This is a genomic window from Odoribacter sp. AF15-53, from assembly GCF_003479425.1.
Lineage (GTDB): Bacteria > Bacteroidota > Bacteroidia > Bacteroidales > Marinifilaceae > Butyricimonas.
Window position 1 is genome coordinate 80,246 of record NZ_QUHC01000005.1, and the last position, 16,231, is coordinate 96,476.

The window sequence follows — 16,231 nt, forward strand, 5'->3', positions numbered from 1 at the left end:
AACTTAATTACAAAGGTATGAAAAAAAAGCGAATGAGGTGGCTCTTTACACTAAATTTTGAGCCGCGAAAACTTTTAAGAGTTATGAAGTTAAGTGTGATTTTATTATTGATTAGTATGCACCTGGCGGTGGCCAATGTCGGGGCTCAGGCTAAGATTACCATCGAGGCTAAGACCGTGACCTATCTGGAATTGTTTGGTCAGATCAAACAGCAAACGGGTCTCACCGTGATGTACAGTAACAACGAACTGGATAAGTACAGAACTGTGGAAGCGGGATTTGTGAAGTCGAATTTGAAGACGGTGTTGGATAAGGTGCTGGAAGGTACCCGGTTGACTTACGAGATTATGGACGAGTTTATCGTTTTGAAAGTTGCCCCGGAGGATAAGAAGAAAGTTTTGAATATTGTGGGACGGGTAACAGACAAGGATAAGGCACCTCTCCCCGGGGTGACGATTATCGTGAAGGGATTGACGATCGGTACGGCGACGGATCAACAGGGAAGGTATCGTTTGAATATTCCGGAAGTCAAGAATCTTTCACTTTTATTCTCTTTCATGGGGATGAAAACATTGGAGGTAAAATACGCGGGTAAGGATACGATAAACGTGGTGATGGAAGAAGATTCGAAAGCCATGGAAGAGGTGGTTGTGACGGGATACCAAGTCTTGAAGAAAAAAAGTATGGCAGGTTCGGCCAGTAGCGTGAAAGCGGAGGATTTAGTGCTGAATGGTACCCAGACCTTGGAACAAGCATTACAAGGGAAGTTACCGGGAATGATGGTTATCAACCAGAGCGGTCTAACGGGGACACGTCAAAAGGTGAGGGTACGCGGAACCTCGACTTTGGTGGGTAATCCCGAACCGGTATGGGTGGTTGACGGGATTATTCAGGAAGACCCGTTACCGTTCAACACGACGGAACTGGCTAATATCGACGGAACTGATATGGATATGATTCGTGATTTCGTGGGAGGTGCTATCGCTTGGTTGAATCCGAATGATATCGACAATATCGTGGTTTTGAAGGATGCTTCGGCAACGGCCATTTATGGAGTGAAGGCTGCCAACGGGGTAATTGTAATCACCACCAAAAAGGGACAGAAGGGACGAATGTCTTTGGGATATAGCGGTAGTTTTTCAACGAGTTCCAGGTTGACATATAAAGGTATGGAATTAATGAATTCCAAGCAACGGGTTGATGTTTCTCGTGAAGCCTATGAGAAAGGTGCTATATTGAAAAATGAGGATCGCGTGGGATTCATGGCATTAGCATTGGCCTATAAACGTAGGGTGATTAGTTATGAAGAATTCAACACGGAGGCAAAAAAACTGGAGACGAATAATACGGATTGGTTTGATCTGCTTTTCCAGACACCTTTTAGTCATTCCCATTCGGTAAGTATTTCGGGGGGCGATGACAAGGCAACTTATCGCGCATCATTCGGTGTTAATAATCAGAATAATACGGCGAAAGGAAATTCGCAGACTTCCTATACCGGGAATCTGAATATTTCTTCAACGCTTTGGGATCAAGTTATTATGTCGTTTGGATTATCCGGGAGTACGGCAAAAACGAAAGCTTTTATCGGAATTGATCCTTACAAATACGCAAGCACGACAAACCGGTCGATTCCTTGTTATGATGAAAACGGGGAATTGTATTTTTATGACAATGGCCTCGGACAGTATAATATTTTGCATGAATTGGCTAATAGCGGGAATCAGAATACGACAAGTAGTATTAACAGTAGTCTGAATCTGCGCTGGACACCGGGTTTGGGGTTAACACTATCCTCGATTTTAGGATATAATTTCTCAACATCACGCGGGGAATCCTGGCGCACGGAGCAATCCAATTATATTCGGGATATACGGGGGTATGAATTCGGTACCCGTAAGGCGGGCGATCCCGAATTTGTGGACTCACCCTTACCTTTCGGGGGAGTATTGGGTATGAGTGAAAGTCGGAATGTCAATTACACTTGGAGAAATCAGTTGGAGTTCGCGAAAACTTTTGATCGCCATGTCGTGATTCTTATGGTTGGAGAAGAATTACGGAGCAACAAGTATGATGGTTCCGAACAGACGAATTACGGATACATGCTTGACAGGGGAAAAAGTTTCGCTGATGTGCCATTAACCACAGGAAAAAATGGAACTAGACGAAATACTTACGCCCGTTCTAACCCGACGATCACGGACCGGGAAGCGAATTATTTGTCTTTCTATGGAAACATGAGTTATATGTTTGACGATCGGTATGCGCTGAATGCAAGTCTTCGTATGGATGCGTCCAATCGTTTCGGGCAGGATAAGAGCGCCCGGTATCAACCCGTGTGGTCCGTCGGTGGACGCTGGAATGTAACGAGGGAGCATTGGCTGGAAGGGCAAAATATATTGAATGATGTGAGTATTCGCGCATCTTACGGTTTTCAAGGTAACGTGGCCGAGAACGTGGGACCGGATTTGATTGCCAAGATTGAACCGATAGATGAGTACACCGGAGAGTATAGATTGTCGATAGTACGTTTACCGACTCCTAATTTGAGATGGGAGAAAAATAAGAGCGTGAATTTAGGAATAGATTTTAGTGTTTTGGGAAGTCGCGTAAACGGTACGTTCGAGTATTTCTACAAGTATACGGAGGATATGATTACAAGCCGGGAAGTACCTTATGAAAATGGTGTGACGACGATGATGATTAACGGGGGGAATATGAAAAATTCGGGTTGGGAATTGAGCTTTAGTTTGGTTCCCGTGCGAACGAAAGATTTCGTGTGGAGTTTGAGTATGAATACATCTAAAGTGTACAACGAGTTAGACAGTGATTTGGAACCCACGGGAAAATGGGAAGATGTGGTGGCCGGCAATTTTAACAAAAAAGGTTATGCCGTATCCAGTTTTTGGGCGTTCCGGTTCACGGGACTAAACCCGGAAAATGGCGGTCCGGAATTTGATTTTTCTCAAACAGATGCAAAAACCACGGAGCAGGATGTGACCGGATACATGAAATACGCGGGAAAGTTGGACCCGGATTTCACGGCGGGTTTAAGTACTTCATTTAGGTATAAGAGTTTGTCTCTTAGCGCAAATTTTTATTTAAGTACGGGGAACCAGAAATTTTTAGCACCTCCTTATAACGGTAGAACGAAAATGGCTAGCGAGTATCAAAATTTGTCGACACAACTATTGGATCGCTGGAGAAAGCCGGGAGATGAAAAGCACACGACACTTCCTTCTTTACCGACACCTGAAAATAGTCGCGTCCTGTATCCTTTCTCTAATTATACCGAGATATTCCCTTATGACGCGTGGTCATACTCTGATATTCGGGTTGTGGATGCGTGGTATTTGAGATGTAATAATGTATCCGTTTCTTATACTATACCACACGAGTTGATCAAGCGTTTTGCCCAGAATGTAAGTCTCTCTTTTTCTGCCAGCAATCCGTTCCAGATTGTAAGTAAGGATTTTAATGGTCGGGACCCCGAGGTGGCAATGGGAAGTCAGCCTTTGTCGAGAAATTACTCTTTTAGTGTAAATGTCAGTTTTTAACCAATAAAAACAAGAAATGATGAAATCAAATATTTGGATATTATTATTGATATTATGCTTCCCCGGGTGTAATGGATTCTTGGAGGAGTCGAGCCAGGATGAAGTGCGTCCTTCAACCGTGGAGGATATGGAGCAATTGTTACTTGGAGAGGTTTATTTGACTAAGGATGATTATACTCGATTCTTTAACGGTACTGATATATTTACGGATGACAAGAAATGTAACGGGCTTTGGAAAGACATGACGTCTTATCGGGACATTCTTGAGCAGAAACGGTATGCTTTTGGTTGGCAAGGAAATATGTTCGATGAAGACGGAGGAGGAGACGACCCGTTTTTTTGGAAAGCGCCTTATGATAGAATAAAAGGGTGCAACGTGGTGATCGAGTATTTGGATAAGGTCACGGGAGATGATACCAGGCGACAGAATTTGAAAGGAGAGGCTTACGTTATGCGGGCTTACTATTACCTGATGTTGGCGAATTTTTTTGGTTTGCCTTATAATTACGGGGACCCTGAAAAAAATCCGGGTGTTCCTTTAAAGTTGGATCCGGGTGTTACGGGAGAGTATTTCCGCCGGAATTCGGTGGCCGAGGTGTATCGGCAGATCGAGACCGATCTGTTGGAAGCAGATCGTTTGCTGAAAGCGAACCCCCTGCCAAGGAATATGGGGCGTGCAAATCATTTGATGGCAGAGGCGTTGTTGTCGCGGATGTATTTATACATGGAAAATTGGGATAAGGCATTGGAGTTCGCAGATAAAGTGATTGAAGAAAAACCTGCATTACTCAATTTGTCAAAGATTCCTACGTTAGGTAGTTATGATCAGGAGGGTGTGTATTTTTTCGGAACCCCGGATGAAATAATTTGGGCTCGCATGACGAATAATGATCGTCAACCACGTTATAGTGTTCCCCCGTTTACTGTATCAGATGACTTTATTCGTTTGTTTGATTATTCGGGCGAGGACGCTAGTAATTACGGGGATATACGAGGGAGACTCTATCTTTTTCAGTCATTTGACGGAGAGAATTTTTTTGTGCATGGCGTGTGTAAAGATGGATTTTTGGGGCTTACGGGAATCCGGACAGCGGAAGTGTATTTGAATAGAGCGGAAGTTTATATTCATAAATATATAGAGAGCGGTAAGGACGAGTATCGGGAGAAAAGTCTGGCAACGTTGAACTATCTACGTTCGTGTCGTTATGATACCCGTAACGTGGAATATACCCCTGTGAATTTTTCCAACGGGGAGGATTTATTGAATTTTTATAAGGATGAACGTCGTCGGGAATTGTGTGCGGAGGATAATCATCGGTGGTTTGATTTGCGTCGTTACGGGATGCCTGAGTTGAAACATGTATTTTTTATTAATCCGGGCGAAGAGCAGGTGTACGTGTTAGAAAAAAATTCTTCTCGTTATGCCTTGCCTATTCCTCTGTTGGTCAGAAAGGCTAATCCCAACCTTGAGCCTAATTTATGATTTGATAATGAGTAAAAAAAGAATGTTATGAAATACAGATTATTACTTGTGATTTTTTGCCTGATTCTTTGTGTTAGGTGCTATCATGAAGATTCACTAGTTTCGACAGAAATCTCGGAATTCAAATATACCTTGCCACAAGGAAATCATGATTATGATGCTAAAATTTTGGATTGGTACGAGCGATGTGGTTTTTATGTCTTGTATAAGTTCGAGCCAAAAGATGTTTACTGGAATATCAATTTTTGGGAGGAATTGGAGAAGAGTGTTTCTAGTGACGTTGCGACCGGATTTAAAGCCGAACCCGCGGATGAGGCTTATGCCGGTGATCTGCTTGATATCGTGGAGCGTAAATTTTTAAATTTTTATCCGGATACGATGCTGCGGCGGTGTATGTCGATGAAATTGTTATTATGTAGCGAATTGATACAGGCCGATTTTACTCGTCTTCATGAAAGAGGTTTTTTATACGGGTTTGATTGTTTGATTGTAAACTATGCAAATGAGAATATAACGTCTTTACCCTCTCGTAAAATAGACCTTTTGAAGGATACTATAAATATGTCATTTTTAAATCGTTTGACACTGACTAAAAAAATAGCGATGTCATCGGAATTCTTGGACGTTTCTTCTTATGATAACGTAACTGTTGATAAGAAAAACATGTACGAGAAAGGATATATAGCACCGAAATCTGGGGGGAAACGTAAAGAAGATGATTGGAAAGATTTCTTAAAGGCGATCATCAAGACCCCGTATACTTATTTGACGGCGGAGCCCAAGGATGGTGATACCAGTTTTAAAGGAATTCTTCACGAGAAGAAAGATGTGAAGGGGATGATTCGGAAAAAGTATGACATATTGATCCGGTATTTTAAGGATGAGTATGGCGTAGATCTCCAAAAAATAGGAGATTCGCAGGAGCCGACCGGAGAATAAGATGTTCAACTATAAAAATAAATCATGAAAAGAATCGTATTATTATTTGTATGTGTACTCGTGGCTTGCTTGGTAGGCCACGCGCAAGGTGTGAAATTTGAATCGGGGACGTGGAATGAAATCCTGGCTAAGGCCAAGGCTGAAAACAAGACTATCTTTGTAGATGTTTACACCGTTTGGTGTGGTCCCTGCAAACATGTATCTGAAACCGTATTCCCTCAGGAGAAAGTTGGGGAAATCTATAATTCCCGGTTTATTAACTTCAAGATGGACGCGGAAAGCCCGGCCGGCGAAGAGTTCGTGAAGACCTATCCAGTGATAGGTTATCCCACGTTTTTCTTCATTGACGGGAACGGCAAGGTTATCCACACGATCGTCGGGGCCAAGGATGCGGACGGCTTTATCTCGGAAGCCAAGATGATCACCATGTATGCCCGCCACGGGGGAATTGACAACATGATGGCGGCAATTAAGAATGGAACTGCCGGCAAGGAATTACTACACGACTATTACACTTCTGCCAATGATCGGAACAAACCGGAAGCCCTGAATCTTTACCTGAAAGCACTCCCGACAGAAGAGTTGATCGATGAAAATAATAAATTGATTCGCGAAATTTCCCTTTACGACAAAGAGTTAATGACAAGACTTGTTAACGAGATCGTGAAGGCCAGCAACGACGGAAGATTCTCTGACGGGAAATACGACGAGGACTTTGCTTTCAGTACAGTCTTCCTGACTCAACGTCATATTGCAAAATTCCTAGACAGAAGCATTGAAGAAGGAAATGAGGAATGGTTTAACGAGTTACTAGAGCTAAAAGAGAAATTCGCTAATTATGGAGGAAGATTTCATGACGGAGGCCAATTACTGGATGGAGATTTAAGAATCGTTCGCGGGCGAGGATCATTCTTCGCCACCCCAGAATATAACAAACTTTGTTATTGGGCCAAAAACAGAGTAAACGAGGAAGAATTCAAAAACGCTTTAGTCTCCTACATGGACAAATTGATCAGCGAGACCCCTGTTGACTCTCTAATGGAAGAAGATCGGAACGAGATTCTAGGTATGCTTAAAGAAGAAGGATTGGAAAAAGGAAGGTTATATGCTTCACATGTTCTTGACGTCGGGAATGTTACTGCTCATAATATTATCGTTTGGACGGATTATTTCTGGAAACTTTCTCCTTCGGATAAAAAGACGAAAGAGTTATGTAGTAAATGGATAAACTACGCCTTTAACGTGAATCGTTTCAACATGAGAGTTGCCTTTCCGGCCGCGGACTTACTGGTCAGAATCGGGAATACCAAAGACGCTAAAATCATCCTGGAAAAAGCGATTGCCAGTCAAAAGGAACTTAAAAACAATGACCCGGAAGTTTACAAAAATCTGGGACTGAAATTACGGGACATTAATAACGGTAAACTGTAAAGTTTCTTACCCGTTTTCGGGAAGAACCACCAACACCTCCTCTGTTTATAGAGGAGGTGGCGGCGTAGCCGACGGAGGAGTTCTTATCACTATCTCCAAAAACTCCCTCCCGGCTTCGCCGTATTGAGCCCGAAACGGTCTCGAACTAGCTCTCGCTCGACAGACCGTGAGCAAGCTCCCCGTCTGTTCTCGCTTAATCGCTAGTTTCCCTCTATAAACAGAGGGAGAGTTGGAATACTCTTCTAACAAAAGAGTTCCGCTCCAAGGAGGAGCCGGGGGAGGTAGTTCTTAACATTCAATTATAAAAACAGATCATGAAGAAAATCGTATTATCATTTGTATGTGTATTTATCGCTTGCATGATAAGTCACGCGCAAGGTGTGAAATTTGAATCGGGGACGTGGGATGAAATCCTGGCGAAAGCCAAGACTGAAAACAAGATGATCTTCGTGGATGTCTACACCCAATGGTGTGTTCCCTGCAAATATGTGTCGGAAACCGTATTCCCACGAGAAGAACTGGGAGAATACTATAATTCCCGGTTTATTAATTTCAAAATGGACGCGAAAAGCCCGGCCGGGGAAGTATTCGTGAAGACTTATCCCGTAAAAGCTTATCCCACGTTTTTCTTCATTGACGGGGATGGCAAGGTTATCCACAGGGTTGTCGGATCCAAGAATGTGGACGGTTTTATCTCGGAAGCCGGGATGATCGCCATGTATGCCCGCCACGGGGGAATCGACAACATGCTGGCAGCAATTAAGAATGGAACGGCTAGCAAGGAATTACTACGCGACTACTACATTTCTGCCAATGATAGGAACAAACCGGAAGCATTGAATCTTTACCTGAAAGCACTCCCGGCAGAAGAATTGATAGATGAAGATAATAAATTGATTGACAAAATATCCCTTTACGACAAAGAGTTAATGACAAAGCTTGTTAACGGGATCGTGAAAGCCAGCAACGACGGAAGATTCTCTGACGGGGAATACGACAAAAAGTTTGCTTCTAACATTGTCTTCCCGGTTCAACACGATATTACGACCTTCCTCGATAAAAGTATTGAAGAAAGAAACGAGGGATGGTTCAACGAGTTACTGAAGCTAAAAGAGGAATTTGCTAATTATGGAGGAAGATTTCATGCAGAAGGCCAATTACTGGATGGAGATTTAAGAATCGTTCGCAGACGAGGATTGTTTTTCGCCACCCCAGAATATAATAAACTTTGCTACTGGACTCAAAACAGGGTAAATGAAGACGAATTTAAAATTACACTAGTACCCTACATGGATAAGCTGATTGCCGAGAATCACGTCGACTCTCTCATAAAAGAAGATCGGAATGAATTTCTGGATATGCTTAAAGAAAAAGGATTAGAAGGACAAATGACATTTTATGCTCGATATATTTTTGAAGCCGGGAATGTTACAGCCCTTAATATTATCGCCTGGACGGACTATTTTTGGAAACTTTCTCCTTCTGATAAAAAGATGAAAGAGTTATGCAGTAAATGGATAAACTACGCCTTTAACATGAATCGTTTCAACAATAAAGTTGCCGTTCCGGCCGCAGACTTACTGGCTAGAATCGGGAATACCAAAGACGCTAAAATCATCCTGGAAAAAGCGATTGCCAGTCAAAAGGAACTTAAAAACAATGACCCGGAAGTTTACAAAAATCTAGAACTGAAATTGCGGGATGTCAATAACGGCAAACTGTAAAATTCAAAACTCTCCTACCCTTGTTTACCAGAGTAGGAGAGTAAATTCCTTGGTTACCTTAATCTTATTTTATTTCGATAGTTCTTTGTGCTTTCTTTACTTCTTCGAGGGATAGTTTCGGTAATTCGATGGTCAGAACACCGTGTTCGACACCAGCGGCGATTTTCTCTTTATCCACGTCATCCGGTAGGATCATTGTTTGTTGGAATTTCGCGTACGAAAACTCCCGGCGTAAGTAGCGATGTTCTCTTTTCTCTTCTTTCTGCTCGCTCTTTTTCTCCATGGAGATAACCAGGTTGTTGTCCTCGTCAATGCGAACGTTGAAATCTTCTTTTGTCATTCCCGGAGCTGCAACTTCCACTTTGTAATCTTTTTCCGATTCAATCACGTTGATCGCCGGTGCGGTTGCGTTAGCTCTTGTCATCCACTCGTTATCAAAGAAATCATTAAAGATACTTGGTAACCAATTTTGAGTTCTTCTTACAGGCATCATAATTTTAGTCTCCTATCTTTAAGTTCAACATTTCAATTTTGGTTTGAACCCGGGTTCTTCGTGAACCCTGCGTTCGCTTATCTTTAGTGCAAAGTGCATGCCATTACGGTTTTAGGACTTTTTGTCACGGGTATTATGTCAAATTTTCAGGAAGGCTGTCAAGGGGGTATAATAAAAAAAGTGGAGAGAGACATCCGAATTTGTGATATTAATTGTAGCTTTATGCATTATTTATTAAATGGATATAGATAAACTTAATGACGAATATGCATAGTATGAAAAGAAACTACAATTGGGCTAAAGTAACCCTTGTTTTGGGGGGGATACTTGGCTTGGGCTGGCTTTCAACTCCCGTGACGGCACGGGATATGGAGATACGTATGGTGGATGAGGACACTACGATCGTGGTGGTTGCTGAGGTGCAACCCGAGTTTAACGGGAATCTGAATCAGTGGATCGGGGAAAACGTGCAGTATCCCCAGGAAGCTTACGAGAAGCAGATTGACGGGCGAGTGTTTATTACCTTTGTGATCGAGAAAGATGGTTCCGTGTTGCGTGCGAGAGTTGCCCGTTCCGCACATCCGCTTTTGGATGCTGAGGCCTTGCGGGTGATTTCGGGGATGCCGAAATGGAAACCGGCCATGTCTGGTGGGAAAGCCGTACGTTTCGAGAAAACTTTACCGATTACGTTTAAATATACCCCGCAGGAAACGGTATTGACTTTTGAAGAGTATTTGAAAAACTTGGAGGAAGAACGAGTGATGCTGGAGAAAGGTGAAAAGATGAATCTGGAAGATATGGCCCGGCGGGTGAATGCTTTTAAAGAGCAATTGGGCGATGATGCCACTTTGCGTAAAATGTTGCTGGAAAAGAGTCAGTCGATCAAGGGACAAATTGATAGTACAGTGAAAGCTCAAACGAAAGTGTTGAAGTTGAAAAAGAATGACGTGAAGGAATTGACGAAGATTTACGAGGATGAGATTGATGCGAAGATCAAGTTAATCGAAAGTCTGGGTACTGATCAGTTTATCAGTTATTTCGTGGAATCGGAACTTGAAATGAGAAAGATCGAGATGGACAAGATGTTGAAGATTAAAGATCTTTTGAAAGATCGTTTCAAATTGTATTTCGAGAATTATATCTTGAGGCCATAGATAAAGAAAGTAAATATTAAACCGGGGTTTATAATCCCGGTTTATTTTTGCCATTATTTTTGTTAAAGGCATGTATCGCTCCGTATTTTTATTATATTTGGAGCAATAATGGGTGAAAAGGATGCCACAGTCGGATAAAAATATTTTAGATCTTGTACATCGGGACAAGAGTGCGGGTATACGGCAGTTATTTGGCCGCTATTACCGGCCTTTGGTGTTGTATGCCGATGAGTATTTGAAAGATCAGGCCGCTGCAGAAGATATCGTGCAGGAATTATTCGTGAAATTGTGGGAGGAGGATTACTTGTTGAAGATAGCAAATACCTCGTTGGGAGCCTATCTTTATTCGGCGGTGAGGAATCGCTGTTATTCTTATATTAGACAGAAGGATGTGTTGCGCAGGACAAAGGAATTAGACCATGTTGATATTCCGGTTGAATGGGTGGCCGACGTGGACGAAGAACGGATTGATCGGGTAATGAAAGAGATGGAAGAGTTACCGGGCAGAACTCGTCAGGTTGTGGAATGTGTTATGTTGCGAAATTTGAAGTACCGGGAAGTGGCAGAAGAACTGGGTATATCAATCAATACCGTGAAATTCTTGTTGAAGGAAGGTACGAAACGTTTACGAGATCGGCTGAAAATTTTAGGGGTGGACGTCTTTTTTTTCTTTTGGGGGCATATCTCTAGAAAGCGTCATTAATTTTTTTATAAAAAAATCGGAAAATCACCTACCCGTTTTTTCTTTTTTCTAGTCTTACTGGTAAAATAGAAAAATATGAGATTACCGGAAGAGATATATGAAATTGTTTTGGCTCGCTTAACGGGAGAAATCAAACCGGAACAGGAGGTTTTGTTTCAGTTATGGTTGAAAGAAAGCGAACAAAATCACCGGGAGTATCGGGAATTTTGTGCTTTGTGGTACAGTGCCCGTTGGGGAAATCAGCGGGAAAATGTAAACAGAAACTCTGGATGGAAACGAATAGTCCAAGTCCGTCAAAAACAAAAGCGTCGTCGCTTGTTCGTACGGATTTCGGTTGCGGCTTCTATTATTTTGACTATAGGAATTTCCTGGTTGTTCTGGCCGCAAGAGAATAGGGTACGGGTGGCAGAACACGAGTCTGTTTGGAATAAAGCCGATGTTACATTGATCCTGTCCTCTGGCGATAAAGTGAGCGTGAAAAATATGCGGGATAACGAGATTCAAGAAAAGGGTGTCGTGATCCGTTCAGATTCTTCTTATCTGGAATACCGGAAGAGCGAAGCGATAACATCGGATGTCATGACGTATAATGAACTGGTCATTCCGAAGTGTGGAGAGTATCGTTTACGTTTGGCGGACGGGAGTTTGGTGATAATGAACTCCGAATCAAGATTACGTTTCCCAGTTGAATTTTCGGGGGCTAAGCGAGAAGTATATTTGGAAGGAGAGGCTTGTTTCGAGGTGGCGAAAGATACGGAGAAACCTTTTATCGTGCACACGGCGAAAGCGGATGTGCGGGTATTGGGAACGGTATTTAATGTTTCAGCTTATTCGGGAGAAATAAATACGAAAGTGACTCTTGTGAACGGGAAAGTACAGGTAAATGCGGGGAGCGTGGAGAAATTATTGATTCCCGATCAGCAATTTGTGTTGAATAACGAGACTTCAGAGATTGTGGTTCGGGAAGTAGATGCCCAAAACTATATTGCCTGGACGGACGGTTTATTTCGTTTTGATGCCATGCCGTTGGGACAATTGATGATTCGATTGGGGCGCTGGTATGATATTACTTACGAATTCAAGGACGTGTCGTTGCAAAACCTGCGATTCACGGGAGGTTTCCGTAAGTATGATGATATTCGCCATATCGTGGGTATGATCGGGGAAATCACAAATGTGGCCTTTAAGGTGGACGGAAATAAAGTGATAATAGATAAAAAGTAGAAAAATGAAAATCGGGTAATGCTACCAACATTACCCGGTTATATCTCCCTTGGGGAAGGGTAGATAATTGTAGAACTTAATAATACAAATGTATGAAAAAAAGTCGAAAGTATCGACCTGTATTGTCAAAAAACAGGTCGTGGAAAATCTGTACGATTATGAGATTAACTTTGTTTATGAGTATTTTTTTCGTGTTTACCTCGTACGGTGGGGTGTTGTCGCAACAGCGGGTAAATATGAATTTAGGTGAGACAACGATCAAAGAGGCGTTGACTGAATTTCAGCGTTTGACGCATAAGATCGTGATTTATAGTGACGACAATTTCGAGGCGGCCCGTAAAGTGATGGCGAATTTCAAAGATGTCGATGTTGAACTATTCTTGAATACTCTTCTGAAAGGGAGCGGGATGACCTATAAGTTGATGGAAGATTATATCCTGATCCTTCCTTCAAAACTCACGGCTGCCGATTCGTTGGGTAAGCTCAAGAGGTACACGATCAAAGGTATCGTGAAAGATTCGAAAGGGGACGTGATTCCGGGGGTAACCGTTTTGATCAAGGGAACGACTGTCGGGGTTGCAACCGGGATTGACGGGAAGTTCGAGTTGACCACAACCGATTCGAGTAAATTGGTTCTTGTATTTTCTTTCGTGGGTATGCAAACCGTGGAGGTGAAGTATTCCGGACAGGCTGCCATCAACGTGACGATGAAAGAAGAGGTAGGCGAGTTGGAAGATGTCGTTGTGACCGGGTATGCCAACGTGAAAAAGTCCAGTTTTACGGGAAACTCTATTCAAGTTTCAAAAGATGAATTGATGAGAGTTTCCAGTCGAAATGTGATCGACGCCTTGCAAGTATTTGATCCCTCGTTGCGAATGATAAAAAACAATATTATGGGTTCCGACCCGAATACCCTGCCTGAGTTTTATGTTCGGGGACAATCGGGAATCGGGGTGATGGAGTTGGATAAAGATTTGTCACAAACCTCATTGCAGAACAATCCGAACGCTCCCATTTTTATCATGGACGGGTTCGAGGTGAGTATAGAAAAAGTGTATGATTTCGATGTCAACCGGATTGCCAGTATGACCATATTAAAAGATGCGGCGGCAACGGCAATTTACGGTTCCCGTGCGGCAAACGGGGTAATCGTGATCGAGACGATCGCGCCGGAAGCAGGTAAGTTGAAAGTGGCTTATAATTTTACGGCTACCGTGACGGCTCCTGACTTGTCTGATTATAACCTGATGAACGCGAGAGAAAAACTGGCCGCCGAAACTGCCGCCGGCTTCTTTACTCCGGGAGAGAATGCCTCTTCTGCCGATAGAAATGCCTTGGAACGGGAACGCTTGTTAAAACAGAGTCGGGTTGATCGTGGCGTGAATACTTATTGGCTTTCCAAGCCTCTGCAAACGGAATTTAATCATAAACACAGCCTGTATATCGATGGAGGATCACAAGATGTACGTGTGGGGATTGATTTGCGGTATGATGCACAGGGTGGGGTAATGAAGGGTTCTTCCCGGGATAAAATCGGGGCCGGCTTCTACGTGGATTACCGTATGAAAAAATTGCAGATAAAGAATTACGTGACCTATAATGAAGTAAAGGCTACGGCCTCTCCTTACGGTAACTTTGCCGATTATGCAAATAAGTTACCTTATGACTTGTATAAAGACGAGAATGGAAATTACGTGAGAACCTTGCAACAAGAGTATGGTAACGGTTGGCATGGTAGCCCCGGTGATTTGAAAAATCCCTTGTATGAGGCAAAAGTATTGTCAAATTACAGTCAGAATGGTTATTATGAATTTGCTGATGAATTAAGTTTGAATTGGTATATCCTAGATAATTTGCAATTGAAAGGACAGTTTAAGGCGATGCAATACGTGTCGGATTCTGAGGACTTTATTGATCCGTTGTCCGGTAAATATGCCGTGAATACTGCGTTACCGGGAGAATTGACTCTTTCCGAAGAGAAGAGGACTCAATTTAGTTCCAATCTGTTCATGAATTACGTGGCATCAATAAATAAGCATCAGATTAATGGTTCGCTGGGGTTGAATACATTGGAGAATATAGCCAAAGGTTCAACGGATTATTATAAAGGATTTCCCTCCGGTCATTTGAATTCCCCGGAATATGCGGCAGAACATGCCAAGAAATCAACTTTCACGGATAATCACACTCGTTTGTTTGGGGCTTTTTTCTCGGTAAACTACACGTATAATGATGTGTATTTGTTTGATGCTTCTTGTCGTTTGGACGGTTCTTCCGAATTTGGGGCCGATAAGAAATACGCACCTTTCTGGTCTTCGGGTGTCGGGATGAATATTCATAATTACGAGTGGATGAAAAAATATCCCGTGTTGAGTAAATTGAAAATAAGAGGTACTTACGGTTCGACGGGTAAAACGAATTTCCCCTCCTATGCGGCCAAGAACAGTTATGACTTGATGGAAGATTGGTATGAGACAGGGAGCGGGGTTATCTTGCGTTATTATGGGAATAAGAACCTGACTTGGGAGAAAACCAACACGGTGGACTTGGGAATTGACCTTGGATTTTTGAATGATGCTTATACTCTGACATTTTCATGGTATAATAAAATGACGAAAGATTTGATTACCAGCGTGACAGTTCCTACTTCCACGGGATTTGCCTCTTATATGGATAATATGGGAGAAGTCCGGAACCGGGGATTTGAATTGGATTTGCGTGCGGAACTTGTGAAACGGAAAGATTGGTTGATTGTATTCTGGGGAAATATGGCCCACAATAAGAATCGTATCATGAAAATTTCGGATGCATTGAAGGCTTATAATGAACGGGTGAATGAGGAGTTTGCGAAATACGAGCAACAGGGATTGGCGAATCAACAAAACGAGAAATATGCGAAACCCGTGTTGCAATACGTGGAAGGAGGTTCCATGACCTCGATCTTCGGAATGCGTTCATTGGGGATTAACCCGGCAGATGGAGAGGAGATTTTTATGCGGGCCAACGGATCGATATCTTATACATGGCAGTCTCAGGACCAGCAAATTATAGGTAACACGGAGCCTAAAGCACAGGGGGCATTCGGTATAAATGCTCAATATAAAAATTTCTCGTTATTCGCGAGTCTCATGTACGAGTTCGGTGGTGACGAGTATAACCAGACTTTGGTGACGAAGGTGGAAAGTGTGGATTTGAAGAATAAGAATGCGGATCGTCGGGTGTTGACCGACCGTTGGCAAAAGCCGGGCGATAAGACGAAATACAAGAAGATACAAGCAAATAACGTGATGACTCGTCCGACTTCGAGATTTGTGCAGAAATACAATAACCTGAAGTTTAATTCTCTTACCGTGTCTTATGATTTCGACCGGGCTTTGCTTCAAAGAATAGGGTTGAGTACGATGAGGGCGCAATTTTCGATGAAGGATGTTTTCAATGTTTCCAGTGTAGAACAAGAACGAGGACTATCCTACCCGTTTGCCCGGACTTTTGATTTTAGTTTGAATATCAGTTTCTAAAAACA

Annotated in this window: 10 protein-coding genes; 9 read left to right on the forward strand and 1 reads right to left on the reverse strand. The window is 42.6% G+C overall.

What is annotated here, in order from left to right:
* Window positions 1–83 precede the first annotated feature (83 nt).
* The 5 genes from DWW52_RS11955 to DWW52_RS11975 all read left to right on the forward strand — a co-directional run bounded on the left by DWW52_RS11955 (window position 84) and on the right by DWW52_RS11975 (window position 9,134).
* A complete protein-coding gene (locus DWW52_RS11955; RefSeq protein ID WP_233556874.1) occupies window positions 84–3,557 on the forward strand; it encodes a SusC/RagA family TonB-linked outer membrane protein in 3,474 nt (1,157 codons plus the stop codon).
* A gap of 19 nt (window positions 3,558–3,576) precedes the next feature.
* Entirely contained in the window at window positions 3,577–5,040 is a 1,464-nt protein-coding gene (locus DWW52_RS11960) for a RagB/SusD family nutrient uptake outer membrane protein (RefSeq protein WP_158582578.1), read from the forward strand.
* Window positions 5,041–5,067: 27 nt separating this feature from the next.
* The gene (locus tag DWW52_RS11965; RefSeq protein WP_118715753.1) at window positions 5,068–5,979 is read left to right on the forward strand and encodes a putative zinc-binding metallopeptidase; all 912 of its coding nucleotides are present in this window, start codon (window positions 5,068–5,070) and stop codon (window positions 5,977–5,979) included.
* 24 nt (window positions 5,980–6,003) lie between these two features.
* Window positions 6,004–7,410, forward strand: coding sequence for a thioredoxin fold domain-containing protein (locus DWW52_RS11970; RefSeq protein ID WP_118715754.1), 1,407 nt, complete (start codon window positions 6,004–6,006; stop codon window positions 7,408–7,410).
* Window positions 7,411–7,724: 314 nt separating this feature from the next.
* Window positions 7,725–9,134 (forward strand): thioredoxin family protein, encoded by a 1,410-nt coding sequence (locus tag DWW52_RS11975; RefSeq protein ID WP_118715755.1) that lies wholly within the window; start codon window positions 7,725–7,727, stop codon window positions 9,132–9,134.
* Between the two features lie 64 nt (window positions 9,135–9,198).
* Here the strand turns inward: DWW52_RS11975 and DWW52_RS11980 are convergent, their stop codons facing one another.
* A complete protein-coding gene (locus DWW52_RS11980) occupies window positions 9,199–9,627 on the reverse strand; it encodes an Hsp20/alpha crystallin family protein (protein WP_118715756.1) in 429 nt (142 codons plus the stop codon).
* 275 nt (window positions 9,628–9,902) lie between these two features.
* Here DWW52_RS11980 and DWW52_RS11985 point away from each other — a divergent pair, with 275 nt between their 5' ends.
* From DWW52_RS11985 to DWW52_RS12000, 4 genes are all read left to right on the forward strand, one after another.
* Window positions 9,903–10,781 carry an energy transducer TonB gene (locus DWW52_RS11985; RefSeq protein WP_158582579.1) on the forward strand — a complete coding sequence of 293 codons (879 nt, stop codon included), beginning with the start codon at window positions 9,903–9,905 and terminating at the stop codon, window positions 10,779–10,781.
* A gap of 121 nt (window positions 10,782–10,902) precedes the next feature.
* On the forward strand, window positions 10,903–11,484 hold the full coding sequence (locus tag DWW52_RS11990; protein WP_118715758.1) for a sigma-70 family RNA polymerase sigma factor: 582 nt from the start codon (window positions 10,903–10,905) through the stop codon (window positions 11,482–11,484).
* Between the two features lie 75 nt (window positions 11,485–11,559).
* Window positions 11,560–12,708, forward strand: a complete 1,149-nt coding sequence (locus DWW52_RS11995) for a FecR family protein (protein WP_118715759.1) — start codon at window positions 11,560–11,562, stop codon at window positions 12,706–12,708.
* 158 nt (window positions 12,709–12,866) lie between these two features.
* Window positions 12,867–16,226, forward strand: a complete 3,360-nt coding sequence (locus DWW52_RS12000; protein ID WP_118715760.1) for a SusC/RagA family TonB-linked outer membrane protein — start codon at window positions 12,867–12,869, stop codon at window positions 16,224–16,226.
* Window positions 16,227–16,231: the final 5 nt, after the last annotated feature.